Source organism: Streptomyces sp. NPDC055243 (assembly GCF_044544025.1).
In the GTDB taxonomy this organism is placed as follows: domain Bacteria; phylum Actinomycetota; class Actinomycetes; order Streptomycetales; family Streptomycetaceae; genus Streptomyces.
The window spans coordinates 48,725-71,742 of record NZ_JBITWR010000009.1 but is presented as its reverse complement, the minus strand read 5'-3'; the positions used below and the strand labels follow the sequence as shown (position 1 = coordinate 71,742).

The window sequence follows — 23,018 nt, the reverse complement described above, 5'->3', positions numbered from 1 at the left end:
CGGTCTCGCCCTCCTCCTCCAGCTGCTTCTTGCTGACGTGCTCACCGTGCGGCATCGAGCGTCTCCTTCCAGAAGTGGCAGGCGCTCCGGCGGTCGGCGGCCAGACCCTCGTACGCCACCTCGTAGAGCGGCGGCACGTCGGTCCTGCAGACGTCCTGGGCCATGGGGCAACGGGGGTTGAAGGCGCAGCCCGGCGGGATGTGCATGAGGTTCGGCGGCAGGCCCTTGATCGCGTAGAGCTCCTGGCCCTTCTGGTCGAGCCGGGGAATCGACTCCAGGAGGCCGCGCGTGTACGGGTGCGCGGGGGCCTTGTAGATCTCGTGGACGGGAGCCTTCTCGACGATGCGGCCCGCGTACATGACGGCGATGTTGTCGGCGACGTCCGCCACCACACCCAGGTCGTGGGTGATGAGGATCAGGCCCATGTTCAGCTCGCGCTGGAGCTCGGCGAGGAGCTCCATCACCTGGGCCTGGACGGTCACGTCCAGGGCCGTGGTCGGTTCGTCGGCGATGATCAGCGAGGGTTCGAGCGCCATCGCCATGGCGATCATGATGCGCTGGCGCATGCCGCCGCTGAACTGGTGCGGATACTGCCCGACCCGTTCCTTCGCGGCCGGGATGCGCACCCGGTCCATCAGCTCGATCGCCTTGACCCTGGCGTCCTTGCGGGACATCCCCCGGTGGACGACGTACATCTCGCCGAGCTGCTGGCCGACGCTGACCACCGGGTTCAGCGACGACAGGGCGTCCTGGAAGATCATCGCCATGCCGGCGCCGCGCGTCTTGCGCCGCTCCTCCGCCTTGAGCTTCAGGAGGTCCTGGCCCTGGAAGAGGATCTCGCCGCCGGTGATCTTGCCGGGCGGCATGTCGAGGATGCCCATGATGGCCTGCGCGGTCACGGACTTGCCGGACCCGGACTCGCCGAGCACGGCGAGCGTCTCGCCTTCGTCGACGGTGTAGTTGACGCCGTTGACGGCCTTGGCGACGCCGTCCCTGGTCCTGAACTCCACGTGCAGGTCGCGCACTTCGAGCAACATGGGCGGCTACCTCAGCTTGGGGTCGAGGGCGTCGCGCACCGCGTCGCCGAGCATGATGAACGCGAGCACGGTGATCGCAAGCGCTCCGGCGGGCCAGAGCAGCATGTGCGGGGCGTTGCGGATGTACTGGGAGGCGGCCGAGATGTCGATGCCCCAGCTCACGGTCGGCGGCTTCAGGCCCACGCCGAGGTACGAGAGGGTCGCCTCCAGGGCGATGTACGTGCCCAGCGCGATGGTGGCGACCACGATCACCGGGGCGACCGCGTTCGGCGCGATGTGCCGCAGCAGCATCCGCGAGTTGGACGCTCCCAGGGCCCGCGCCGCCTGGACGTAGTCGTTCTGCTTGGCAGTGATGACGGAGCCGCGGGCGATGCGGGAGAGCTGCGGCCAGCCGAGCAGGACCATGAAGCCGATCACCGGCCAGACGGTGTTGCTGGTGACGACCGACAGGAGCACCAGGCCGCCGAGCACGACGGGGATGGCGAAGAAGACGTCGGTGATCCGGGAGAGGATCGCGTCCCAGAACCCGCCGAAGAACCCCGCGAGCCCGCCGAGCACGCTGCCCAGGATCGCGACACCGAGCGTGGCGCAGACGCCGACGGTGACCGAGGCGCGGGCCCCGTACACGGTCCGCGTGTAGACGTCGCAGCCCTGTCCGTCGAAGCCGAAGGGGTGGCCGGCGGTGGAGCTCTTCTGGGCGTTGGCGAGGTCGCAGTCGAGCGGGTTGCCGGAGGCGATCGCGGACGGCCAGAGCGAGATGAAGACGAGGAAGACGATGATGAGGCCCGAGATGATGAAGATCGGGTTGCGGCGCAGCTCGCGCCAGGCGTCGGACCACAGGCTGCGGGCGGGCCCCGTGCCGGCGGGACCGCCCGGCGTCTTCTCCAGCGTCGCCCCTTCGGTCGCCGCGAGGTCCATCGCGCCGCCCGCACCGGTCGGGGCGATGGCTCCGTCTGGCTCTCGGGGTTCAGGCATAGCGGATCCTCGGGTCGAGTACGGCGTACAGAAGGTCGACGATCAGGTTGGCCACCAGGAAGACCAGGACGAGGACGGTCACGAAGCCGACGACGGTCTGGGTGCTCTGGCGGAGGATTCCCTGATAGAGCTGGAAGCCGACGCCGTGGATGTTGAAGATCCGTTCGGTGACGATGGCGCCGCCCATCAGGGCGCCGATGTCCGTGCCGATGAAGGTGACCACCGGGATGAGTGAGTTGCGCAGCAGGTGCCGGGTGATGACGCGGCGCCTGGGCAGCCCCTTCGCGATGGCCGTGCGGACGTAGTCGGCGCGGCGGTTCTCGGCGATGGAGGTCCGGGTGAGCCGGGTGACGTACGCCAGGGAGACCGAGGCGAGCACGAGCCCGGGCACGATGAGTTCGTTGAGGGGCGCCTCCGAGGACACGGAGGGTTTCATCACGCCCCATTCGACGCCGAGCAGCAGCTGGAGCAGCAGGCCGGTGACGAAGGTGGGGATCGCGATGACGACCAGCGTCAGGAGCAGGACGACGGTGTCGATGGGACGCCCGCGTCGCAGTCCGGTCACCACACCCAGCGAGATGCCGATGACGATCTCGAAGACGATCGCGACGAGCGTCAGGCGGATCGTGAGCGGGAAGGCGGTCGACATCAGCTCGGTGACCTTCTGCCCGTTGAAGGCGGTACCGAAGTCACCGGTGAAGACATTGCCCATGTAGGTCGCGTACTGCTGCCACACGGGCTTATCGAGGCCGAACTCCTTCTTCAGCTGTTCGGCCGTCGCGGGGTCGCACTTTCGGTCCCCGCACAGGCCCGCGATGGGATCGCCCATCACGTTCACCATCAGGAAGATCAGCAGTGTGGCGCCGAAGAAGACCGGGATCATCTGCAGCAGACGCCGGATCACATAACGTCCCATGAAGGGCTCCGGAAGTAATGGGAGCGGTCGTCCGGCACGTTTCGCCGGACGACCGCTCCCTGGGCCTCAGCTGACCTTGATCTCGTTGTAGACGGGCACGCTGAACTGGTTCAGCGCCACGTCGGAGACCTTGTCCGAGTAGCCGGCGCTGCCGTTCTGGTACCAGAGCGGAATGACCGCCATCTGCTCGGCGAGCACCTTCTCGGCGTCCTGGAAGGTGGAGACGGCCTTCCCGGTGTCGGTCTCGGCGTTGGCCTTGTCGACGAGCTTGTCGAATTCCTCGTTCGACCATTTGCCGTCGTTGGACGGGGCGTCCGTGTAGTACAGCGGCTGGAGGAAGTTCTGGATCAGCGGGTAGTCCATCTGCCAGCCCGCGCGCCAGGCGCCGTCCAGCTTCTGCTGGGAGGCCTTGCTGCGGAAGTCGGCGAACGTGCCGACCGGACTTCCGACGCAGGACTTGTCGTTCCCGAGGGCCTTGTTGATGGAGTTGCAGACGGCGTCGACCCATTCCTTGTGCGAGCCGGTGTCCGCGTTGTACGTGATCTTCAGCGTGCCGCCGGGGATGCCGCCGCCGTCCGCGATCAGCTTCTTCGCCTTGGCCGCGTCGTACGTGCAGGGGTCGCCGCAGAGCCCGGACTTGTAGCCGCCGGCCTCGCCGAGCACCGGCGATGTCCAGTCGGTGGCCGGGGTGCGGGTCTTCTGGAAGATGGTCTCGGTGATCTGCTCACGGTTGATCGCCATCGAGAGCCCCTGGCGGACCTTCTCCATTCCGTCCTTCGACCACTTGCTGTCGTAGAAGGGGAAAGCGAGGGTCTGGATGATGCCCGCCGGGGTGTTGATGTAGCGGTCACCCAGGTCGTTCTTGGCGTTCTTGAGCTGCGAGGCGGGAACGTCGTCGACGAGGTCGAGGTTGCCCGCCATCAGGTCCGTGTAGGCGGTGTTGTTGTCGGTGTAGACCTTGAGGTCCACACCGCCGTTCTTCGCCTTGTCGTCCCCGCTGTAGCCGTCCCATTTCCGCAGGGACATCTTGGATCCCTTGGCGTACGAGTCCACGGTGTACGGACCGTTTCCGACGGGCTTGGCGAGCCATGCGTCGTGGTCGTCGTAGAACGCCTTGGGCAGCGGCGCGAAGGCCGGGTAGCCGAGGGTCTTGGGCCAGGTGGAGAACTTCTGCGTGAGCTTCACGGTGAAGCTGGTGTCGTCGACGACCTTCAGCCCGGAGAGCGTCTCGGCACTGGCGTCGCCCTTCTCCGGGTGGACCTTGTCGTAGCCCTCGATATAGCCGAAGAAGTAGGCGTTCTTCTGGTTGTTCTTCAGGTGGGCGCCGTAATTCCAGGCGTCGACGAAGGACTTCGCGGTGACCTTCTCGCCGTTGCTGAACTTCCAGCCGTCCTTGATCTTCACGGTGAAGTTCTGCGAGTCCTTGGTGTCGATCTTTTCGGCGACCATGTTCTTGGCCTCGCCGGTCTTCGGGTCGTAGCGCATGAGACCCCGGAAGAGCATGTCGAGCACCTTGCCGCCCTGCACCTCATTGGTGTTGGCGGGCTCCAGCGGGTTCTGCGGATCCCCCCAGGAGGAACCCACGATCCCGGAGCCGTCGCCGCCACCGCCGCTGTCCCCGCCTCCACCGCAGGCGGTCGCCGCGAGGGCGACGGTCACCGCACATGCGGCCCACTTGGCGTGCGTGGCTCCACGCATGGAGAGCCTCCCTTTCAGGCCTGAGTCAGACTTAGGCCCAAATACACCCCAATGCAGGGTGCTGCGCATCTTTATGGGGGCTTTCCGAGGCTAGTAGGCCTGGGGAAACCCCCGGATGCCCCATGGGGATGACCAACAAGCGGCGAGCGACGGGGAGCCCCCTCGCTACGCTCGAACCATGGAGTACGCGAAGATGCGCGCGATCGCCGAGGAGCTCGGAGCCTATGCCGAGAACCTTGAGGGCACCTGGCATGTAGAGATCGGGCCTTCGGGCCCGATACTGGCCATGATGTGCCCCTCGAAGCGCCACGAGGGCACGGTTCGCCGCATCTGCAAGCAGCTGGACAGACAGCTCCTCGTCACCCACCCCGGCTACATCTGTGCCAACGGCCCCGAGATCGAGCACCCCTCCATCGGCCGCATGCGCCGCCCCGACGCCCTCGTGATCCCCGAGACCGTGCTCGACGAGGAGGGCATCGCGGTGGATGCCACTCAGGTACTTGCCGTCATCGAGATCGTCTCCCCGCCCAACCCGAACAACGACTACGGCGAGAAGCTGACCGAGTACCCCGCCATGGGCATCGACCACTACATGATCGTCGACCCACGGACCGGCACGATCGAAGTCCACTCGGAGCCGTGTGCCGGCCGCTACCGGAACAAGGAGCCGTACATCTTCGGCGACGAGGTGCCGTTCGGCCCCTGGACGGTGGAGACCGCCGCGTTCCGGCGCTACGAAAAGCCAGGGAACGTCGAGAGCTGAGAGCCCCGCTGGTCCGAGGCGAGCCGCGCGTGCAGCTCGACGTCGTAGCGGACTCCCTCGTACGCGAGCTTCTGCCGCTGCAGGCCCTCCGCCGTGAAGCCGGCGGCCCTGGCCACCCGGCAGGACGCCGGGGTTGTTGACCCGGTGGCCCAGCTCGAGCCGGAAGAGCCCCAGCTCGCCGAAGGCCCACCGCGCCAGCGCATCGCACCCGTACGTCGCCACGCCGCGCCGCCGCGCCGAAGGCACCGTCCAGTACGACACCCAGCCCGTCGCGTGGACGTGGTTCACGGCGCCCACGGCGACATTGCCCAGCGGAGTGCCTTCCCCGTCGACCACCGCGAAGGCGTACGCGATCCCGGCGCGCTCCTCTTGCTCACGCCGCGCGATCCAACGGGACGCGCTCTCACGGGAGTCGACCGGCTCGTCGGACTGCCGGGACATCCCCGGGGCGGCCAGGGCGGCGAGCACGGCGCCGGCGTCCCGCTCCGTCCAGGGCCGAAGGCTAAGCACGACGCCCCGCCCCACTCCCCCGGACGCGGCCCGCGTCACCCACGCCCATCCGACTCCGCCTCCACCTCCACCACGGACACCCGGCCACGCCACCGCTCGCGTTGCCGGGCGGTGGCGGTCTTTTCACTGTAGTACTCCGTCCCGAACTGGACGGGGGCGCCCGGAACCGAGTGGTTCCGGGCGCCCCCGTCGTGTCCGGCCAGAGGCCGAGGGTGAGGTTACGCCGCGTGCACGACGTCCTTCTCCTCCGCGAAGTGGCACGCCGACTCGTGGGCCGCCGGGGTGTCCTGGCCCGCGAACCGCTGCGGGATCGCGAGCAGCGGGGTCTCCTCCGCGCACTTCGCCTCCGCCTTCCAGCAGCGGGTGCGGAAGCGGCAGCCCGAGGGCGGGTTCGCGGGGGACGGCACGTCACCGGTGAGGATGATGCGCTCGCGGCCCTCGCGGGCCTCCGGGTCCGGCACCGGGACAGCCGACAGGAGCGCCTGCGTGTACGGGTGCGTCGGGTGCTCGTAGATCTGCTCGTCCGAGCCGATCTCCGCCATCTTGCCGAGGTACATCACGCCCACGCGGTCCGAGATGTGCCGGACGATCGACAGGTCGTGCGCGATGAAGAGGTAGGAGAGGTTGAACTCGTCCTGCAGCTTCTCCATCAGGTTGATGACCTGGGCCTGGACGGAGACGTCCAGGGCCGAGACCGGCTCGTCGCAGATGATGATCTCGGGGTTGAGGGCCAGACCGCGCGCGATGCCGATGCGCTGGCGCTGGCCGCCCGAGAACTGGTGCGGGTAGCGGTTGATGTACTCCGGGTTCAGGCCCACCACGTCCAGGAGGTCCTGGACCTTCCGGCGGCGCGAGCCCTTGGGAGCCACCTCGGGGTGGATCTCGAAGGGCTCCCCGATGATGTCGCCCACCGTCATACGCGGGTTGAGCGAGGTGTACGGGTCCTGGAACACCATCTGGATGTTGCGGCGCACCGCCTTCAGGGCGCGCCCCGACAGCTTGGTGATGTCCTGGCCCTTGTAGAAGACCTCGCCGGCCGTGGCGCGCTCCAGGGTCATCAGGAGCTTGGCGACCGTGGACTTGCCACAGCCGGACTCGCCCACGATGCCCAGGGTCTCGCCCTGGTAGAGGTCGAACGAGATGCCGTCGACCGCCTTGACCGCGCCGACCTGCTTCTTGATCAGGACACCTTGGGTCAGCGGGAAGTGCTTCACCAAGTTGCGGACCTGGAGGATGGGCTCGCCGCGCTCGACCGGTGCCTCGATGGCCGCGACGGCCTCCTCGGCGGTGGCGGCGTCGACCGTTTCCACCTCGGAGACGTTCGGGGTGGCGTCGGCGGGCTCGTCCGTCTTCTTGAGCGGCTCAGCCATGGATCGTCTCCTTCCAGAAGTGGCACGCGCTGCCGCGGCCCGGCAGCTCCGTGCCGTCCTGCTCGCTCACCGGCACCAGGGCCGGGACGTCCGTACGGCAGATGTCCTGCGCCTTGGGGCAGCGCGGGTTGAAGGCACAACCGGACGGAATGTGGAGCAGGTTGGGCGGCAGGCCCTTGATCGCGTAGAGCTCCTGGCCCTTCTGGTCGAGCCGGGGAATCGACTCGAGCAGACCGCGCGTGTACGGGTGCGCGGGGCGCTTGTAGAGCTCGTGGACCGGGGCCGTCTCGACGATCCGGCCCGCGTACATCACCGCGATCTTGTCGGCGACGTCCGCGACCACACCCAGGTCGTGGGTGATGAGGATCAGGCCCATGTTGTACTCGCGCTGAAGATCCGCGAGCAGGTCCATGACCTGGGCCTGGACCGTCACGTCGAGCGCCGTGGTGGGCTCGTCCGCGATGATCAGGTCCGGCTCCAGGGCGAGCGCCATCGCGATCATGATGCGCTGGCGCATACCGCCGGAGAACTGGTGCGGGTAGTCGTTCACCCGCTCCTTGGCCGCCGGGATCTTGACCTTGTCCATCAGCTCGATGGCCTTGGCCTTGGCCTGCTTGCGCGACATTCCCTCGTGCACCCGGAACATCTCGCCGAGCTGGTAGCCCACCGAGAGAACGGGGTTGAGGGAGGACAGCGCGTCCTGGAAGATCATGGCGATCTTGCGACCGCGGATCTTCCTGCGCTCCTCGTTGGACATCTTCAGCATGTCCTGGCCGCGGAAGACGATCTCGCCCTGCGGGATCTTGCCGGGCGGCATGTCGAGGATGCCCATGATGGCCTGGGCCGTCACGGACTTGCCGGAGCCGGACTCACCGAGGACCGCGAGCGTCTCGCCCGCGTCCACGCTGTAGTTGACTCCGTTGACCGCCTTGACCACACCATCACGGGTGTGGAACTCGACGTGCAGGTCCTTGACGTCCAGCAGCCTGCCGCTCTTTTCCTCACCCGAGCGGGGGGCGGGAACCGAGTTTTCCTTGATGTCGATGCTGGTCATTTACGCCTCCCTCAGCGCAGCTTCGGGTCGAGGGCTTCGCGTACGGCGTCACCCATCATGATGAACGCCAGCACCGTGATACTCAGCATTCCCGCCGGGAAGATCAGCGTGTGCGGGTTGTTGCGGATGTCGTCCAGCGAGTCGGAGATGTCACTGCCCCAGGAGAACTCGTCGCCGCCGAAGCCGAGACCGAGGAAGGACAGCGTCGACTCCGCGACGATGTACGTACCGAGGGCGATGGTCGCGATGACGATCACCGGAGCCAGCGCGTTCGGCAGGATGTGCCGGAACAGGATCCGCTTGGTGTCCGCGCCGAGCGCCCGCGCCGCCACCACGTAGTCCGCGTGCTTGGTCGTGATGACCGCGCCGCGCATCACGCGGGCGATCTGCGTCCAGCCGAGGAAGGCGAGCGCGCCGGTGATCACCCAGACGTTCGGGTTGGAGAACGCGTTCAGGATGACCATCGCGCCGAGCAGGAACGGGATACCGAAGAAGATGTCCACGATCCGCGAGAGCAGGCTGTCCCAGAAGCCGCCGAAGTAGCCGGCGAGCATGCCGACCAGGCCACCGAAGAGGGTGATCAGGATCGTCACCCCCATGCCGACCATGATCGAGTTCCGCGTTCCGTAGACCACCCGGGCGTAGATGCTGCGCCCCTGGCGGTCGTAGCCGAACCAGTCGGCCTGGAAGAAGTGGGTGAGGTTCGGCTTCTCGAGGAAGTGCTTGGTCAGATCGCCGTACCGGGGGTCGGCGCTGGTGAACAGGCTCGGGAAGGCCGCCAGCAGGATCACCAGGATGATCAGGGCCGTGGCCGCCAGGAACATGGGCCGGCGGCGCAGGTCGCGCCAGGCGTCTCCCCACAGGCTGCGCGGCTTGCTGGCCGTGCTCGCGGAGTCGTCCGCCTTGGCGTCGGCTTCGACGATGGCCACGGCCTGCGCCTCGTCCGTGGCCGGGGTCTTGGTGAGGTCAGGCATAACGGATCCTCGGGTCCAGGACCGCGTAAAGCAGGTCGACGAGCAGGCTGGCGAGGAGGTACACGAGCACCAGGACGGTCACGATGCCGACGATGACGGCGCCCTCTCGCTGGCTCAGCGCCTTGAAGAGAAGGTTGCCGACGCCGGTCACGTTGAAGATGCCCTCGGTGATCACCGCACCACCCATGAGGGTGCCGATGTCCGTGCCCAGGTAAGTGACCACGGGTATGAGGGAGTTGCGCAGCAGGTGCCGGGAGATGATGCGCTGCCTCGGCAGTCCCTTGGCGACCGCCGTGCGGATGTAGTCCGCCTGCCGGTTCTCCGCGATGGACGTACGGGTCAGGCGCGCCACGTAGGCGAGACCGACCAGGCCGAGCACGAGCGCGGGCAGCAGAAGTTGGGTGAACTCCTCGGAGTCCTGGACCGTGGGCGTCACCCAGCCGAGTTCGTTGCCGAAGATCAGCTGGAGGAACAGTCCGAACACGAAGATCGGGACGGAGATCACCAGCAGGGTGAACAGCGTCACCGTGTTGTCGATGAACCGGCCGCGCTTCACACCTGCCAGGACGCCGAGGCCGATACCGACGATCAGCTCGAAGGTCCACGCCATGGCGGCGAGACGCATCGAGACCGGGAAAGCCTGCGTGATCTCGTCAAGAATGGGTCTGTTTCCAGCGATGGTGTTGCCGAAGTCTCCCTGCAGCAATCCCCACATGTAGTGCAGATACTGCTGCCACAGCGGCAGATCAAGTCCGCGGTCGTGCTTGATCTGTGCGACCTGTGCCGGGTCCGGCGGCTTGTCGCCCCACAGCGCCGCGACCGGGTCGCCGGGGAGCACATTGACCATCAGGAAGATCAGCAGGGTTGTCCCGATGAAGACCGGGATCATCTGGAGCAGTCGCCTCGCGACGTAGCGCCCCATGGTGGTGCCTCCGTCCATTGCGGAGCCCCCCGTCAGCGACGCCCGGGATCGCCGGGCGTCGCTGACGGGAACGGACTCCGACGACTACTACTTCTTCTCGAAGACCTGGACCTGCGTGAGGATCGGGTCGCCTGCCTGGTCGAACTCCATGCCCTTCACGTTGTTCGAGTACGCGGAGAGCGTCTTGTTGTACCAGAGCGGGATGCCCGGGAAGCTGTTCTGCAGAGACTTCTCAGCCTCGCCGTACAGCTTGGCGGACTCGTCGATGGTCTTCGCCGCGTCGGCCTTCTTGGTCAGCGCGTCGAACTTCTTGTCCGAGAAGCCGCCCTTGTTGCCGTCGACGCCGGTGCCGTAGAGGTCGGCGAGGAAGTTGCCGTTGAACGGGTAGTCGAGCACCCATCCGGAGCGGTAGATCGACTTGACCTTCTTCTGGTCACGGATCTCCGTGTCGGCCGCGAAGTCGGTCACCGCGTCGCCGACGCACTTGACGCCGGTCGAGTTGGTGATGCTGTTGCAGACCGCGACGACCCAGTCCTTGTGCGGCTGGTCGGCGTTGTACTGGATGGAGATCTTGTTGCCCGGGACGCCGCCGCCTTCCTTGATGAGGGCCTTGGCCTTCTTGGCGTCGAACTTGCAGTACTCGCCGCAGGCGTCCTTCTGGTAGCCCTTGACGCCCTTGGCGACCCAGCCGGTGGCCGACTCACGCGTGCCGTGGAACACGGTCTTGGCGATGGTGTCGCGGTCGATCGCCATCGACAGGCCCTGCAGGACCTTGACGTCGATGTCCTTCCACTGCTTGGTGTAGAAGGCCGGGTTGATCGTGTTGATCGCCGAGAAGTCCTGCTCGATCGCGCGGTCGCCGAAGTCCTGCTTGAAGTTGGCGTTCTCGCTGTTCGGCACGATCGGCATCGAGTCGACGTTGTCCGACTTCAGGTCGGCGTAGGCCGCCGTGTCCTTGGTGTAGGCCTTGAAGTCGATGCCGCCGTTCTTCGGCTTCTCGCCCTTGTACCCACCCCACGTGCGGACCTGGATGAGCTTCTTGTGGTCCCACTTCGCGAACTTGTACGGGCCGTTGCCGACCGGCGCCTCGCCGTACTTCTTCGGGTCCTTCAGCGCGGCCGAGGGCAGCGGGTAGAAGGGCGCGTAGACGAGCTTGTACGCGTAGTACGGGATGCCGTTGTTCAGCGTGATGGTGAAGGTGTTGTCGTCGACGACCTTCAGACCCTCCATCGCCTTCGCCTTGGCCTTCCCCTTCTCGGGGTGGACCTTGTCGTAGCCGACGATGTCGCGGTACCAGGAACTGTTCTGCTGACCGTTGGCCGGGTTGGCGGCCCAGTTCCAGGCGTCCACGTACGACTTCGCGGTGACGGCCTCACCGTTGTGGAACTTCCAGCCCGACTTCAGCTTGACGGTCCACACCTTCGAGTCCTTGTCGGGGGTGACCGACTCGGCGTTCTCGTAGGTGATGTTGCCCTGCTTGTCGTAGTGGACCAGGCCCGTGAAGAGCGAGTCGATGACGACGCTTCCGTACGCCTCCATGGTGTTGGAAGGCTGCAGGGCGTTCTGCGGCTCGCCGTTCGCGTAGCTGACGATCCCCTTGGGGTCGACCTTGCCACTGTTGCCGCCGCTGTCGCTGTCGCCGCCGCAGGCCGTTGCCGTCAGCGCCACGACACCCGCTATCGCGACCCACTTGGCGCTCTTGGCACCACGCATGGGGTTCCTCCTCATGAGTCCACTTGTTCACTACAAGAGGGGGTACAAGAAACCGCGCCGACACCCCTGACGGCGCGTAGATCGAAGTACCCCAGAGTGCTCGTGAGTCGGCGCTCCCCACAGCGCGTGACCCATTGACCCGAGCTATACGCGGTCAACTATTAGCCATGAGGTACCGCCCGACCACACTCTTTTGGTCTCGGTTCAATCACACCTGGTGCGTACAACTTCCAAAATCCGGACAAACCGATCCGAGATAGATGGTTGCGAAACGGACGTGTTACACATCTAACGGTCAACGGTGTCCGTATTCCGGACAGATGGCCCAGGAAAACCTGTTGCGGCGGACCGCCGCGGAGCCGACTCGCGGCATCTTCGGGGGCGGCTCTGTGGACGCGCGTAGATGCGCGGAGCGTCGCCGACGGGGCCCGACCCCTGCCCCCGAGGTCTGGGCCAGCGTAGTGCCGCTGAGGGCCCCGCAAGGGGGTAACCCCCGCAGACGCACGAGAGGCCGGTCCCCGCCGCTCCCGGAGGGAGGGACGGAAACCGGCCTCTGATGCCGAATTCGCCGAGCGTCAGCGGCAGTTGTGCCGGGCCCGGACCAAGCGCGAAGCTTTAGCCGCGCTTTGCTCCGGCCTTAGCCGTGCTTGGCGCGCGAGGCGGTGCGGCCGCGCTGCTTGGCGTCCAGGACGACCTTGCGGATACGCACGGTCTCCGGGGTCACCTCGATGCACTCGTCGTCGCGGCAGAACTCCAGGGACTGCTCGAGCGACAGCTTGCGAGCGGGCACGACGTTCTCGGTCGTGTCCGCGGAAGCCGCACGCATGTTGGTGAGCTTCTTCTCCTTGGTGATGTTCACGTCCATGTCGTCGGCGCGCGAGTTCTCGCCGACGATCATGCCCTCGTACACCTCGGTGCCGGCCTCGGTGAAGATGACACCGCGCTCCTGGAGGTTGACCATGGCGAACGGCGTGACCGAGCCCGAGCGGTCCGCGACGAGCGAGCCGTTGTGACGGGTGCGCAGGTCGCCGAACCACGGCTCGTGACCCTCGAAGATCGAGTGCGCGATGCCGGTGCCGCGGGTCTGGGTCAGGAACTCCGTACGGAAGCCGATGAGGCCACGCGACGGAACGATCCACTCCATGCGGATCCAGCCGGAGCCGTGGTTGGTCATCGTCTCCATGCGGCCCTTACGGGTCGCCATCAGCTGCGTGATGGCGCCGAGGTGCTCCTCGGGCGAGTCGATCGTCATGCGCTCGATCGGCTCGTACGTCTTGCCGTCGATCTGCTTGGTGACGACCTCGGGCTTGCCGACGGTCAGCTCGAAGCCCTCGCGGCGCATCTGCTCGACCAGGATGGCGAGCGCGAGCTCACCACGGCCCTGGACCTCCCAGGCGTCGGGACGCTCGGTGTCCAGGACACGGAGCGAGACGTTACCGATGAGCTCCTTGTCCAGACGGTCCTTCACCTGGCGGGCGGTGACCTTGTGGCCCTTGCCGCCCTTGCCGACGAGCGGCGAGGTGTTGGTGCCGATGGTCATGGAGATCGCGGGCTCGTCGACCGTGATCAGCGGGAGCGCGATCGGGTTCTCGGGGTCGGCGAGGGTCTCACCGATCATGATCTCCGGGATACCGGCGATGGCGCAGATGTCACCGGGGCCCGCCTTCTCGGCGGGCTTGCGGGTGAGCGCCTCGGTCATCATCAGCTCGGTGATGCGGACGTTGGACTGCGACCCGTCGCGCTTGATCCACGTGACGGTCTGGCCCTTGCGCAGCTCGCCCTGCTCGACACGGCAGAGGGCGATACGGCCGAGGAAGTTGTCGGCGTCCAGGTTCGTGACGTGAGCCTGGAGCGGGGCCTCCTCGTCGTACTCCGGAGCCGGGACGGTCTCCAGGATGGTGGAGAAGAACGGCTCCAGGTTCTCGCTGTCGGCCGGGACGGTGCCGTCCTCCGGCTTGGTCAGCGAGGCGACGCCGTCACGGGCGCAGGCGTAGACGATCGGGAACTCGATCTGGTCCTCGTCAGCGTCGAGGTCCAGGAAGAGGTCGTACGTCTCGTCGACGACCTCGGCGATGCGCGAGTCCGGTCGGTCCGTCTTGTTGATGCACAGGATGACCGGCATCTTGGCCGCGAGGGCCTTGCGGAGCACGAAGCGGGTCTGGGGCAGCGGGCCCTCAGAGGCGTCCACGAGGAGGACGACCGCGTCCACCATCGACAGGCCGCGCTCGACCTCGCCACCGAAGTCGGCGTGGCCGGGGGTGTCGATGATGTTGATGGTGATGACGTCTCCGCCATCCTTGGGGTGGTACTTGACGGCCGTGTTCTTGGCCAGGATCGTGATGCCCTTCTCACGCTCCAGGTCGTTCGAGTCCATCATGCGGTCGTCGAGGGACTCGGCTGCGTGCGCGGCGAAGGAGCCGGCCTGCTTGAGCATGGCGTCGACCAGGGTGGTCTTGCCGTGGTCGACGTGGGCGACGATGGCAACATTACGAATGTCATGGCGCGTGGGCATACGAGCTGCGCTTCTCCCGGGAAGAGTGGATGGCCGCGCGTACGGTCTGGCACGCGTGCCCTGCCGGGCAGAACACGCCACGGCCTCACCCCAGTCTACGGCCCTTACGTGGAGGTCACCTCCGCGGGGCCCTCCTATCCAGCCTGACCTGGGGTTATAAGGGGTATCAGGGGGTGCTGGGCCCGTGCGGGGGCGTGGGGGGAGAACGTACAGGTCAATGGGTGGAAACGACCTTGCCCGCCGGAGGCGCCGGCGGGCAAGGGAGTTGAGCGGAATCTGAGCCTGACCTGCGGCGGAGCTACTTCGCGGCCGGCTTGCCCGAGGGTTTCGCGCCCGGCTTCAGGAAGCCCATGTCCTCGAAGTTCGGGGACTGGAAGCCGAACGCGCCCGCGTTCGCGAGGTTCGTGCGGGCCGCCATCAGCTGGGGGCGCTGATAGAGGGGGATGGAACCGGCCTCGGCCCAGATGCGGGCGTCCGCCTTCTTGACCAGGGCGCGGCTCTCGTCCTCGTCCAGCTCCCCCATCGCCTGATCGAACAACTGGTCGATGTGGTCCGTACCGACCCGCGTGTAGTTCTGCTCGACGTTCAGCGAACCGTCCGCGGCCGGCACCGGCTTGGCGAAGATCGGGCGCGCGTCCGTGGCCGGGAAGGCCGAGGCGGGCCAGGAGTAGAGGGCGAGGTCGTACTGACCGGACGCGATGTGGTCCTTGAAGTAGCTGTCGTCGGCGACCTTCGCCGTCTCCGTACGGATGCCGATCTTCTCCAGCATCCGCGAGATCCGGTCGGCCACCGTCCGCAGCGACTCCGAGCCCTCGCCGGACGGCAGGACGAAGCGGAGGGTGAGGGGCTTGCCGTCCTTCGCCATGGGGCCGCCCGCCGCCGGGGTCGCCGCGGCGGGCGCCGCGGTGCCCTTGGGGGCGTACGCGCCGGGCGCACCGCCCTTCGCGGCCTGCTTGTCGGCGCGCTTCTCCGCCTGCTGCTTGGCGTGCCCGCCGGGGTCCTTCTTCTTCTCCTTGTCCGCCTCGCGGGGAGCCGTGAGGGACGCCGCCTGGCGGGTCAGCGCCGCCTGCTGGTAGGCCGCCGCGGGAGCGGGCGCCAGCACCGAGGTGCCGCTGTCGCCCGGCTTCTGGTCGTCCTCGCCGACGACGTACGAACCGTCGTCATCCGAGTCCTCCCCCGCGTCCGCGTCGGACTCCGAGCCGGAGTCCCCCTTGGCCTTCTTGGCGTCGGCCTCACCGCCGGCCGTCTTCCCCTTGGGCTCCTTCAGCGGACCGCCCGGCGTCCACCCCGCGTCGGCGAGCAGCGCCCGCGCCTCGGTGGTGTCCTGGTCGCCCAGGGCCCCGCTGTTGTCCGCGTACGCCTGCTGCCCGGCGAGCGCCAGATGGCTGCCGACCGGTTTGGCGGGCAGGCCCAGCGGCGAGAGGACCGCCTTGGCGAGCTCGTCGCGGTCGAGGGCGCGGGCCACCGCGCGCCGCACCCGGTCGTCGGCGAGCGGGCCCTCGGTGCCGTTGAGGGCGAGCTGGGTGTAGGCCGGTTCGAGGGACTTGCGGACGGTGTAGCCCCGCAGGCCCGACTGCTCGGTGGCGTACTTCTTGATCGCCTTGTGGGTCTTCGCGCGGACCTCCTGCTCGCTGTCGGCCGCCTCCTCGTCGGAGCCGTTGGCGATCGCCCAGGAGCGCAGCGCCTTGGCCGGGGTCAGCCGCGCCTCGGGGCCGTGGGCGAGCGGACCCTGGGCGCCCTGGTCGCGCGCCGCGTTCGTGATGCGTCGCGCCTCCGGGGCGTCGATCTCGGCGAGGTCGACCTTGCCCTGCGCGAGCGCGGACGCCCGCTCGTCGCGCGGCACCTCCCGCAGGACGACCTTGGAGAGCTTGGCGGGCCTGCCCCACCAGCGGGGGTTGCGGACCAGCGTGACCTCGTCCGCCTTGCTGTCGAAGTCCTGCACCGCGAAGGGGCCCGCGCTTACCTTGAGCTTGCGCCGCGCACCGTCGTTGAAGGTGTCGGGAGTGCCCATGACCTCCTTCGGATACAGCGGCGAGAAGAGCGAACGCCAGTCCGCGTACGGCTTGTTGAAGGTGACGCGCACCTCCAGGTTGTTCTCGCCGCGCTCGATCTTCTCGATGCGGTCGTAGCCCGCGTTGCGTGCCGTCCAGTACGCGCTGTCCTTCCCGGACAGGGCGCGCTGCTGCGCCGCGAAGTCGTCGGCCCCGATCTCCCGGCCGTCGCTCCACACCGCCTGCTGGTTGAGCTTGTAGAGCACGACCTGCTTGGGCTCGCGCTCGACGACCTTCGCCGACTCCAGGAAGTCGGCGTTCTGCTGCGCCCTGCCCTGTGCGTCGAGGCGGAACATCGACGGCAGGACCGCGCCCGCGATCCGCGACGTGCCCGCGTCGGCGTCCGACTGGAAGGAGTTGAGGGTCTCCGGCATCGCGTCGACGGCCCAGTTCATGGTCCCGCCGTCGGCGACGAGGTCCCGGGCCGCGGGCGCGACGTCCTGACCGGCGGTCGGGGCGCCCGCCTCGTCCTGAGAGCTGCAGGCGGCGAGGGCGGGCAGAGCCAGCACGCCCGTGGCGAGGAACACGGCAGATCTCAGTCTGGCGCGGTCTGGGGTCATGGCGGGTACCTCCGGGGCTCGCCCGGCCGCCCGCTACCAGGACCGGGGCCGGGTTTGATCACGTTTGGCGGTATATGGAGCTGATCACATCTATCGACCCACTGAAGGGGACGAGGTCCGGCACACGGGAGCGACACGGCGTGGGTGCGTCAGATCCCACTCGTGCGGCCCAACCAGGCGTGACCGAGCGTGACGACGGCGGTCGACAGCGGAGGACGGGCAGCCACGTGCGCCCCGAGGCGCGGCCGTGACGGCGGCGTGCACCCCGGCGCGTTTCAGCGCGTACGAGCCGGGAATCCCGGCAGATCCCTTCACAAGCCGGGATGTGACGCGCGACACTCGCAGGCGCATGAACGTTGCCGCCGCACCCCTGAAGTGAGGGCAAGTCATGGCTCTGCAGGATGATCTGACGGCTGTTCAGCGATGCGTCGACGATCTGGTCCGCACCGTCGGCAAGCTGGAGCAGCAGGTCGGCGAGGGTTCCCAGGGTGGTCTTCCCGGACTCGACGTCCGCCGCGTCCGCACGGACGCCGACCACTTGCGCGAGAGCGTCGCGCTTCTTCGCGCCACGGCCCCCGATCCGGGCGCCGCCCCCCAGAAGAAGCGGCCCGACCTGGTCACCATCCCCGATACGCCCTACGACAGCTCTCTGTGGACGGACTCGGACGACGAGGGCCTCGGCGCGAGCGACCGGCATGCCCCTTGAGCCGGTGTGCACCTTGAACCGGTGGGACCCATGAACCGGCCCGCCCCATGACCCGGCACGCCGTCTTGAGGCGCCGCACCCGCCCTGAGCCCCGCCGCCGACCTGAGGACAGTCGACCGAAGGGCGGTCGCCGCGACGACCGCCGACGTGAGGACTGCCGATCTGAGGACAAAGGAGTGGAGCCTCGTTGGCCACTGGCACGGAACCCCATCTGAAAAGCGGTCAGGATTCCGGCGGCGTACGAGCGGCGACGCGCGCCGCGATCAGCGCTGCCCATCTGCGGACCGACCGCTGGTGGCTGGCGCCCGCCGCGACCGCCGCCGGCCTCTTCGCCTTCATCGTCTACTCGACGTGGCGGGCCTTCGCGAACGCGGACTACTACGCGGCCCCCTACGTCTCGCCGTTCTACTCGCCCTGCCTCGCCGAGAACTGCGAACCGATGCGGTCGGGCCCCAACTGGGAGATCTTCGGCAGCTGGTGGGGCCTCTCCCCCGCTCTGCTGATCCTGATCTTCCCGCTCGGCTTCCGCCTGACCTGCTACTACTACCGCAAGGCCTACTACCGCGGCTTCTGGGCCTCACCGCCCGCCTGCGCGGTGGCCGAGCCGCACAAGAAGTACTCCGGAGAGACCCGCTTCCCGCTCATCCTCCAGAACATCCACCGCTACTTCTTCTACGCGGCGGTTCCGGTGGCGGGCATCCTCACGTACGACACCGTGCTCTCGTTCCGCGATGAGCACTACGAGTGGGGCCACATGGGCCTCGGCACCCTCGTCTTCCTGGTCAACATCGTGCTGATCTGGGCGTACACGCTCTCCTGTCACTCCTGCCGGCACATCGTCGGCGGCAAGCTCAAGCACTTCTCCAAGCACCCCGTGCGCTACCGCATGTGGCAGTGGGTTGGAAAACTGAACGCACGGCACATGCTGCTCGCCTGGGCCTCCCTGGTGAGTGTGGCGCTCGCCGACTTCTACGTGTACCTGATCGCGTCCGGCGCCTTCGACGATCCGAGGTTGTTCTGATGTCTCAAGTGGAGCGGCAGCAGTGGGACGTTGTCGTGGTGGGAGCCGGAGGAGCGGGCCTGCGGGCCGCGATCGAGGCACGAGAACAGGGCGCGCGCACCGCCGTGATCTGCAAGTCCCTGTTCGGCAAGGCGCATACGGTGATGGCCGAGGGCGGCATCGCGGCCTCCATGGGCAACGTGAACTCCGGGGACAACTGGCAGGTCCACTTCCGCGACACCCTGCGCGGCGGCAAGTTCCTCAACCAGTGGCGGATGGCCGAGCTGCACGCGCAGGAAGCGCCCGACCGGGTCTGGGAGTTGGAGACCTGGGGCGCCCTGTTCGACCGTACGGCGGACGGGCGGATCTCCCAGCGCAACTTCGGGGGGCACGAATACCCCCGCCTCGCGCACGTGGGCGACCGGACCGGCCTCGAACTGATCCGCACGCTCCAGCAGAAGATCGTCTCCCTCCAGCAGGAGGACGAACGCGAATTCGGCGACTACGAAGCCCGCTTGAAGGTCTTCCAGGAGTGCACGGTCACCCGTGTGCTCAAGGAGGACGAGCGGGTCAGCGGCACGTTCTGCTACGACCGCGAGACCGGCCGCTTCTTCGTGCTCGAAGCCCCGAGTGTGGTCCTGGCGACCGGCGGCATCGGCAAGTCCTTCAAGGTGACGTCGAACTCGTGGGAGTACACCGGAGACGGCCACGCGCTCGCGCTGCTCGCCGGGGCGCCGCTCCTCAACATGGAGTTCGTGCAGTTCCACCCGACGGGGATGGTCTGGCCGCCCTCGGTGAAGGGCATCCTGGTCACCGAGTCGGTGCGCGGCGACGGCGGGGTACTGCGCAACTCCGAAGGCAAGCGGTTCATGTTCGACTACGTACCGGACGTCTTCAAGGAGAAGTACGCGCAGTCCGAGGACGAGGGCGACCGCTGGTACGAGGACCCGGACAACAACCGGCGGCCACCGGAGCTGCTGCCGCGCGACGAAGTGGCGCGCGCCATCAACTCCGAGGTGAAGGCGGGCCGCGGTTCGCCGCACGGCGGAGTCTTCCTGGACGTGTCGACGCGCATGTCCGCCGAGGTCATCAGGCGCCGACTCCCCTCCATGTACCACCAGTTCAAGGAGCTCGCGGACGTCGACATCACGGCCGAGGCCATGGAGGTCGGACCGACCTGCCACTACGTGATGGGCGGCATCGCGGTCGAGTCGGACACGGCGGCGGCCCAGCGCGTGCCGGGTCTGTACGCGGCCGGTGAGGTCGCCGGCGGCATGCACGGCTCCAACCGGCTCGGCGGCAACTCCCTCTCGGACCTGCTCGTCTTCGGCCGGCGCGCGGGCCTGCACGCCGCGCGGTACGCGGCCGGGTTCCCCGCGGCCGACGCGCGGCCCCAGGTGGACGAGGTCCAGGTGGACACGGCCGCGGCCGAGGCGCTGCGGCCGTTCAGCGCGGAGGGCCCCGAGGACGGGGCGACGCCGGAGAATCCGTACACCCTGCACCAGGAACTCCAGCAGACGATGAACGACCTGGTCGGCATCATCCGCCGCGAGGGCGAGATGGAACAGGCCCTGGAGAAGCTGGCGGAACTGCGGGTGCGGGCACGGCGGGCAGGCGTCGAGGGCCACCGCCAGTTCAACCCCGGCTGGCACCTCGCGCTCGACCTGCGCAACATGCTGCTCGTCAGCGAGTGCGTGGCGCGGGCCGCCCTGGAGCGCACGGAGAGCCGGGGCGGGCACACCCGCGAGGACCATCCGGGCATGAACCGCGAATGGCGCCGCGCGAACCTGCTCTGCCAACTCACCGATCCCTCCGGAGGGTTGGCGGCCACGGACCCCGTACGCGGCCAGATCGATCTGGTGCGGGTCACCACCGAGCCCATCCGTCCCGACCTGCTTGCTCTCTTCGAGAAGGAAGAGCTGGTCAAGTACCTGGCCGAAGAGGAGCTTTACGAGTGAGTACCGCTACGCCGAGTCCTTCGGCTTCTTCAGGTCCTTCAGGTCCTTCAGGTCCTTCAGGTCCTTCAGGTCCGTCCAGCTCTTCGAGTACGTCGTACGACGCTCGGTTCCGGATCTGGCGCGGGGACATCGAGGGCGGCGACCTGGAGGACTTCAAGGTCGAGGTCAACGAAGGCGAGGTCGTCCTCGACATCATCCACCGCCTGCAGGCGACCCAGACGCCCGACCTGGCGGTGCGCTGGAACTGCAAGGCGGGCAAGTGCGGTTCGTGCTCGGCGGAGATCAACGGCCGACCACGGCTGATGTGCATGACGCGGATGTCGGTGTTCAGCCGCGAGGACGTCATCACGGTGACCCCGCTGCGGGCCTTCCCCGTGGTGCGGGACCTGGTGACGGACGTCGGCTTCAACTACACGAAGGCACGGGAAGTACCGGCCTTCGTGCCACCGGCGGACCTCGGTCCCGGCGAGTACCGCATGCAGCAGGCGGACGTGGACCGCTCCCAGGAGTTCCGCAAGTGCATCGAGTGCTTCCTGTGCCAGGACACGTGCCATGTGGTGCGTGACCACGAGGAGAACAAGGCGGCCTTCGCGGGCCCGCGTTTCCTGATGCGGGTCGCGGAGCTGGACATGCACCCGCTGGATGCGGCGGCCGAGAGCGGCCTCGACCGCAAGCAGACCGCCCAGGACGAGCACGGACTCGGGTACTGCAACATCACGAAGTGCTGTACGGAGGTGTGCCCCGAGGGCATCAAGATCACGGACAATGCCCTGATTCCCTTGAAGGAACGGGCAGTCGACCGGAAGTACGACCCGCTTGTGTGGCTCGGGAACAAGATCCGGCGGCGGGGGGAGAAGTAGTAGCGCCGCTCGCAGGCTTCGGCGGGGCGTGGAGGTCGCGGCGTGGAGGGGCCTGGGGGTAATCCCCCAGGCCCAAGAGTCGAGATTTCCCCCATGGTCACGGGGCCGGGGCGAGATCAGCATTGAGGCATGAACTCTTCCTCGGCGGTGACTGGTTCGGATTCTCGGTCAGCTCCTCGTTCGGCGGTGACCCGGCGCTCGGCGCTCGGCCTCGCGGCGGCCGGTCTGGCGGCCACGGTGCTGGCCGCCCCGGCCCCCGCGCAGGCGCGGTCCGCGCGATCCACGCGGTCCATGCGGTCCATGCGGTCCACAGGCATCGCGGCGAAGCTCCCCGTGCCCACGGGCCCGCACCGGATCGGCACGGTGTCGACGCGCCTCGTCGACACCTCACGCCGCGACCCGTGGGTGAAGTCCGTGCCGTACCGGGAGCTGATGATCAGCATCTGGTACCCGGCGGCGGAAAGGCCGGGCGGCGCGGGACACCGTCTCGCTCCGTACATGACGCCGGGCGCGGCGAAGGCCTGGAACGCGACAGCACCCCACGGCATCCCCCAGGACGCGATCGACTTCGCGGCCATGCGGACACACGCGCGGGAGGGAGCCCCGGCCGACACGAGCGGGGGCCGACGACCGGTCCTGCTGTACGCGGCGGGCGCCAACGACCCGCGCACCTGGGGCACCTCGGTGGTCGAGGAGCTGGCGAGCCACGGCTATGTGGTGGTGACGATCGACCACACCTACGAGGCGCCGGGGGTGCAGTTCCCCGACGGCTCGGTCAAGGGCGACGCCCCGCTCCTCAAGGCCTTCGAGGAGGCGCAGCGGAACGATGCGGTGCCTGCGCTGCTCAAGCGGGTCCTGGACATCCGGGTGGCCGACTCGAAGTTCGTCCTGGACCGCCTCGGCTCACTGCCGCACGGCCTGTCCGGGGTCGTGGACCAGCAGCGGGTGGGCATGCTCGGCCAGTCGGCGGGCGGGATCGCGGCCGCCGAGACGATGTACGAGGACGACCGGGTCAAGGCGGGCCTGAACATGGACGGCACCCTGGAGAACAACCCCGAACCGAACGGCACGAACCTGACGCCGGTGGCCCGGCACGGCCTGACGGGACCGTTCCTCCTGATGGGCAGGCAGGGCAGCGACCGCACGACGGAACCGTCGTGGCGCGCGTTCTGGTCCCACACGAGCGGCTGGAAGCGGAATCTGACCCTGCGCGGCTCCATGCACCAGACGTACACGGACCTGGCGGCGCTGCTCCCCCAGGCCGGGGTGGACCGCAAGATCATCGAGGAGAACCTGGGCACGGTCGACCCGAGCCGCGCGGTGGCGGCGGAGCGGGCGTACGCGCGATCGTTCTTCGACCGCTGGCTGCGCGAACGGGACGACCACCTCCTTGACGGGCCTTCGGGTAGGTATCCGGAGATGGAGTTCGCGGGGTGAGC

General features: G+C 67.8%; 17 protein-coding genes and 1 pseudogene. 6 read left to right on the top strand and 12 right to left on the bottom strand.

Annotation, left to right across the window (positions count from 1 at the left end):
- Positions 1-41: 41 nt before the first annotated feature.
- From ACIGXX_RS25535 to ACIGXX_RS25520, 4 genes are all read right to left on the bottom strand, one after another.
- Entirely contained in the window at positions 42-1,037 is a 996-nt protein-coding gene (locus ACIGXX_RS25535) for an ABC transporter ATP-binding protein (RefSeq protein WP_351163413.1), read from the bottom strand.
- Positions 1,038-1,043: 6 nt separating this feature from the next.
- A complete protein-coding gene (locus ACIGXX_RS25530) occupies positions 1,044-2,012 on the bottom strand; it encodes an ABC transporter permease (protein ID WP_351163410.1) in 969 nt (322 codons plus the stop codon).
- Positions 2,005-2,928, bottom strand: a complete 924-nt coding sequence (locus tag ACIGXX_RS25525; protein ID WP_249587949.1) for an ABC transporter permease — start codon at positions 2,926-2,928, stop codon at positions 2,005-2,007. The genes ACIGXX_RS25530 and ACIGXX_RS25525 overlap by 8 nt, the downstream gene beginning before the upstream one ends.
- 66 nt (positions 2,929-2,994) lie before the next feature.
- Positions 2,995-4,626 (bottom strand): ABC transporter substrate-binding protein, encoded by a 1,632-nt coding sequence (locus tag ACIGXX_RS25520; RefSeq protein ID WP_351163406.1) that lies wholly within the window; start codon positions 4,624-4,626, stop codon positions 2,995-2,997.
- A gap of 178 nt (positions 4,627-4,804) precedes the next feature.
- Between ACIGXX_RS25520 and ACIGXX_RS25515 the strand changes: the two genes are divergently transcribed.
- Entirely contained in the window at positions 4,805-5,389 is a 585-nt protein-coding gene (locus ACIGXX_RS25515) for a Uma2 family endonuclease (RefSeq protein WP_399979089.1), read from the top strand.
- On the opposite strand, the pseudogene ACIGXX_RS25510 reads toward ACIGXX_RS25515, so the two are convergent.
- The 8 genes and pseudogenes from ACIGXX_RS25510 to ACIGXX_RS25475 form a co-directional block, all read right to left on the bottom strand.
- Positions 5,359-5,914, bottom strand: a pseudogene (locus ACIGXX_RS25510) (GNAT family N-acetyltransferase). The gene ACIGXX_RS25515 and the pseudogene ACIGXX_RS25510 overlap by 31 nt on opposite strands.
- 203 nt (positions 5,915-6,117) lie before the next feature.
- Positions 6,118-7,269, bottom strand: coding sequence for a dipeptide ABC transporter ATP-binding protein (locus ACIGXX_RS25505; protein WP_351163399.1), 1,152 nt, complete (start codon positions 7,267-7,269; stop codon positions 6,118-6,120).
- Positions 7,262-8,323 carry an ABC transporter ATP-binding protein gene (locus ACIGXX_RS25500; RefSeq protein WP_351163397.1) on the bottom strand — a complete coding sequence of 354 codons (1,062 nt, stop codon included), beginning with the start codon at positions 8,321-8,323 and terminating at the stop codon, positions 7,262-7,264. The genes ACIGXX_RS25505 and ACIGXX_RS25500 overlap by 8 nt, the downstream gene beginning before the upstream one ends.
- 11 nt (positions 8,324-8,334) lie before the next feature.
- On the bottom strand, positions 8,335-9,297 hold the full coding sequence (locus ACIGXX_RS25495; RefSeq protein WP_351163394.1) for an ABC transporter permease: 963 nt from the start codon (positions 9,295-9,297) through the stop codon (positions 8,335-8,337).
- Positions 9,290-10,219, bottom strand: a complete 930-nt coding sequence (locus ACIGXX_RS25490) for an ABC transporter permease (protein WP_351164011.1) — start codon at positions 10,217-10,219, stop codon at positions 9,290-9,292. The genes ACIGXX_RS25495 and ACIGXX_RS25490 overlap by 8 nt, the downstream gene beginning before the upstream one ends.
- Before the next feature lie 87 nt (positions 10,220-10,306).
- Positions 10,307-11,932 (bottom strand): ABC transporter substrate-binding protein, encoded by a 1,626-nt coding sequence (locus tag ACIGXX_RS25485; RefSeq protein ID WP_351163392.1) that lies wholly within the window; start codon positions 11,930-11,932, stop codon positions 10,307-10,309.
- Between the two features lie 637 nt (positions 11,933-12,569).
- Positions 12,570-14,444 (bottom strand): translational GTPase TypA, encoded by a 1,875-nt coding sequence (typA, locus tag ACIGXX_RS25480; protein WP_351163390.1) that lies wholly within the window; start codon positions 14,442-14,444, stop codon positions 12,570-12,572.
- Between the two features lie 298 nt (positions 14,445-14,742).
- Positions 14,743-17,055 (bottom strand): ABC transporter family substrate-binding protein, encoded by a 2,313-nt coding sequence (locus ACIGXX_RS25475; RefSeq protein WP_351163388.1) that lies wholly within the window; start codon positions 17,053-17,055, stop codon positions 14,743-14,745.
- Positions 17,056-17,443: 388 nt separating this feature from the next.
- Here ACIGXX_RS25475 and ACIGXX_RS25470 point away from each other — a divergent pair, with 388 nt between their 5' ends.
- The 5 genes from ACIGXX_RS25470 (at position 17,444) to ACIGXX_RS25450 (ending at position 23,016) form a co-directional block, all read left to right on the top strand.
- A complete protein-coding gene (locus ACIGXX_RS25470; RefSeq protein ID WP_399979082.1) occupies positions 17,444-17,761 on the top strand; it encodes a hypothetical protein in 318 nt (105 codons plus the stop codon).
- Positions 17,762-17,948: 187 nt separating this feature from the next.
- Entirely contained in the window at positions 17,949-18,782 is an 834-nt protein-coding gene (locus ACIGXX_RS25465) for a hypothetical protein (RefSeq protein WP_351163384.1), read from the top strand.
- Positions 18,782-20,719 carry a fumarate reductase/succinate dehydrogenase flavoprotein subunit gene (locus ACIGXX_RS25460; RefSeq protein ID WP_383820648.1) on the top strand — a complete coding sequence of 646 codons (1,938 nt, stop codon included), beginning with the start codon at positions 18,782-18,784 and terminating at the stop codon, positions 20,717-20,719. Before ACIGXX_RS25465 ends, ACIGXX_RS25460 begins: the two co-directional genes overlap by 1 nt.
- Complete coding sequence (locus tag ACIGXX_RS25455; RefSeq protein ID WP_399979079.1) at positions 20,716-21,579, top strand: succinate dehydrogenase/fumarate reductase iron-sulfur subunit; 864 nt, start codon at positions 20,716-20,718, stop codon at positions 21,577-21,579. The genes ACIGXX_RS25460 and ACIGXX_RS25455 overlap by 4 nt, the downstream gene beginning before the upstream one ends.
- Before the next feature lie 186 nt (positions 21,580-21,765).
- Positions 21,766-23,016, top strand: coding sequence for an alpha/beta hydrolase family protein (locus tag ACIGXX_RS25450; protein WP_399979076.1), 1,251 nt, complete (start codon positions 21,766-21,768; stop codon positions 23,014-23,016).
- Positions 23,017-23,018 lie beyond the last annotated feature (2 nt).

Coding starts and splice junctions, on each gene's coding strand:
- ACIGXX_RS25475 (WP_351163388.1), bottom strand. CDS start 17,055: ATGACCCCAGACCGCGCCAGACTGAGATCTGCCGTGTTCCTCGCCACG.
- ACIGXX_RS25460 (WP_383820648.1), top strand. CDS start 18,782: ATGTCTCAAGTGGAGCGGCAGCAGTGGGACGTTGTCGTGGTGGGAGCC.
- ACIGXX_RS25515 (WP_399979089.1), top strand. CDS start 4,805: ATGGAGTACGCGAAGATGCGCGCGATCGCCGAGGAGCTCGGAGCCTAT.
- ACIGXX_RS25490 (WP_351164011.1), bottom strand. CDS start 10,219: ATGGGGCGCTACGTCGCGAGGCGACTGCTCCAGATGATCCCGGTCTTC.
- ACIGXX_RS25485 (WP_351163392.1), bottom strand. CDS start 11,932: ATGCGTGGTGCCAAGAGCGCCAAGTGGGTCGCGATAGCGGGTGTCGTG.
- ACIGXX_RS25535 (WP_351163413.1), bottom strand. CDS start 1,037: ATGTTGCTCGAAGTGCGCGACCTGCACGTGGAGTTCAGGACCAGGGAC.
- ACIGXX_RS25500 (WP_351163397.1), bottom strand. CDS start 8,323: ATGACCAGCATCGACATCAAGGAAAACTCGGTTCCCGCCCCCCGCTCG.
- ACIGXX_RS25525 (WP_249587949.1), bottom strand. CDS start 2,928: ATGGGACGTTATGTGATCCGGCGTCTGCTGCAGATGATCCCGGTCTTC.
- ACIGXX_RS25520 (WP_351163406.1), bottom strand. CDS start 4,626: ATGCGTGGAGCCACGCACGCCAAGTGGGCCGCATGTGCGGTGACCGTC.
- typA (WP_351163390.1), bottom strand. CDS start 14,444: ATGCCCACGCGCCATGACATTCGTAATGTTGCCATCGTCGCCCACGTC.
- ACIGXX_RS25470 (WP_399979082.1), top strand. CDS start 17,444: ATGGCTCTGCAGGATGATCTGACGGCTGTTCAGCGATGCGTCGACGAT.
- ACIGXX_RS25495 (WP_351163394.1), bottom strand. CDS start 9,297: ATGCCTGACCTCACCAAGACCCCGGCCACGGACGAGGCGCAGGCCGTG.
- ACIGXX_RS25505 (WP_351163399.1), bottom strand. CDS start 7,269: ATGGCTGAGCCGCTCAAGAAGACGGACGAGCCCGCCGACGCCACCCCG.
- ACIGXX_RS25530 (WP_351163410.1), bottom strand. CDS start 2,012: ATGCCTGAACCCCGAGAGCCAGACGGAGCCATCGCCCCGACCGGTGCG.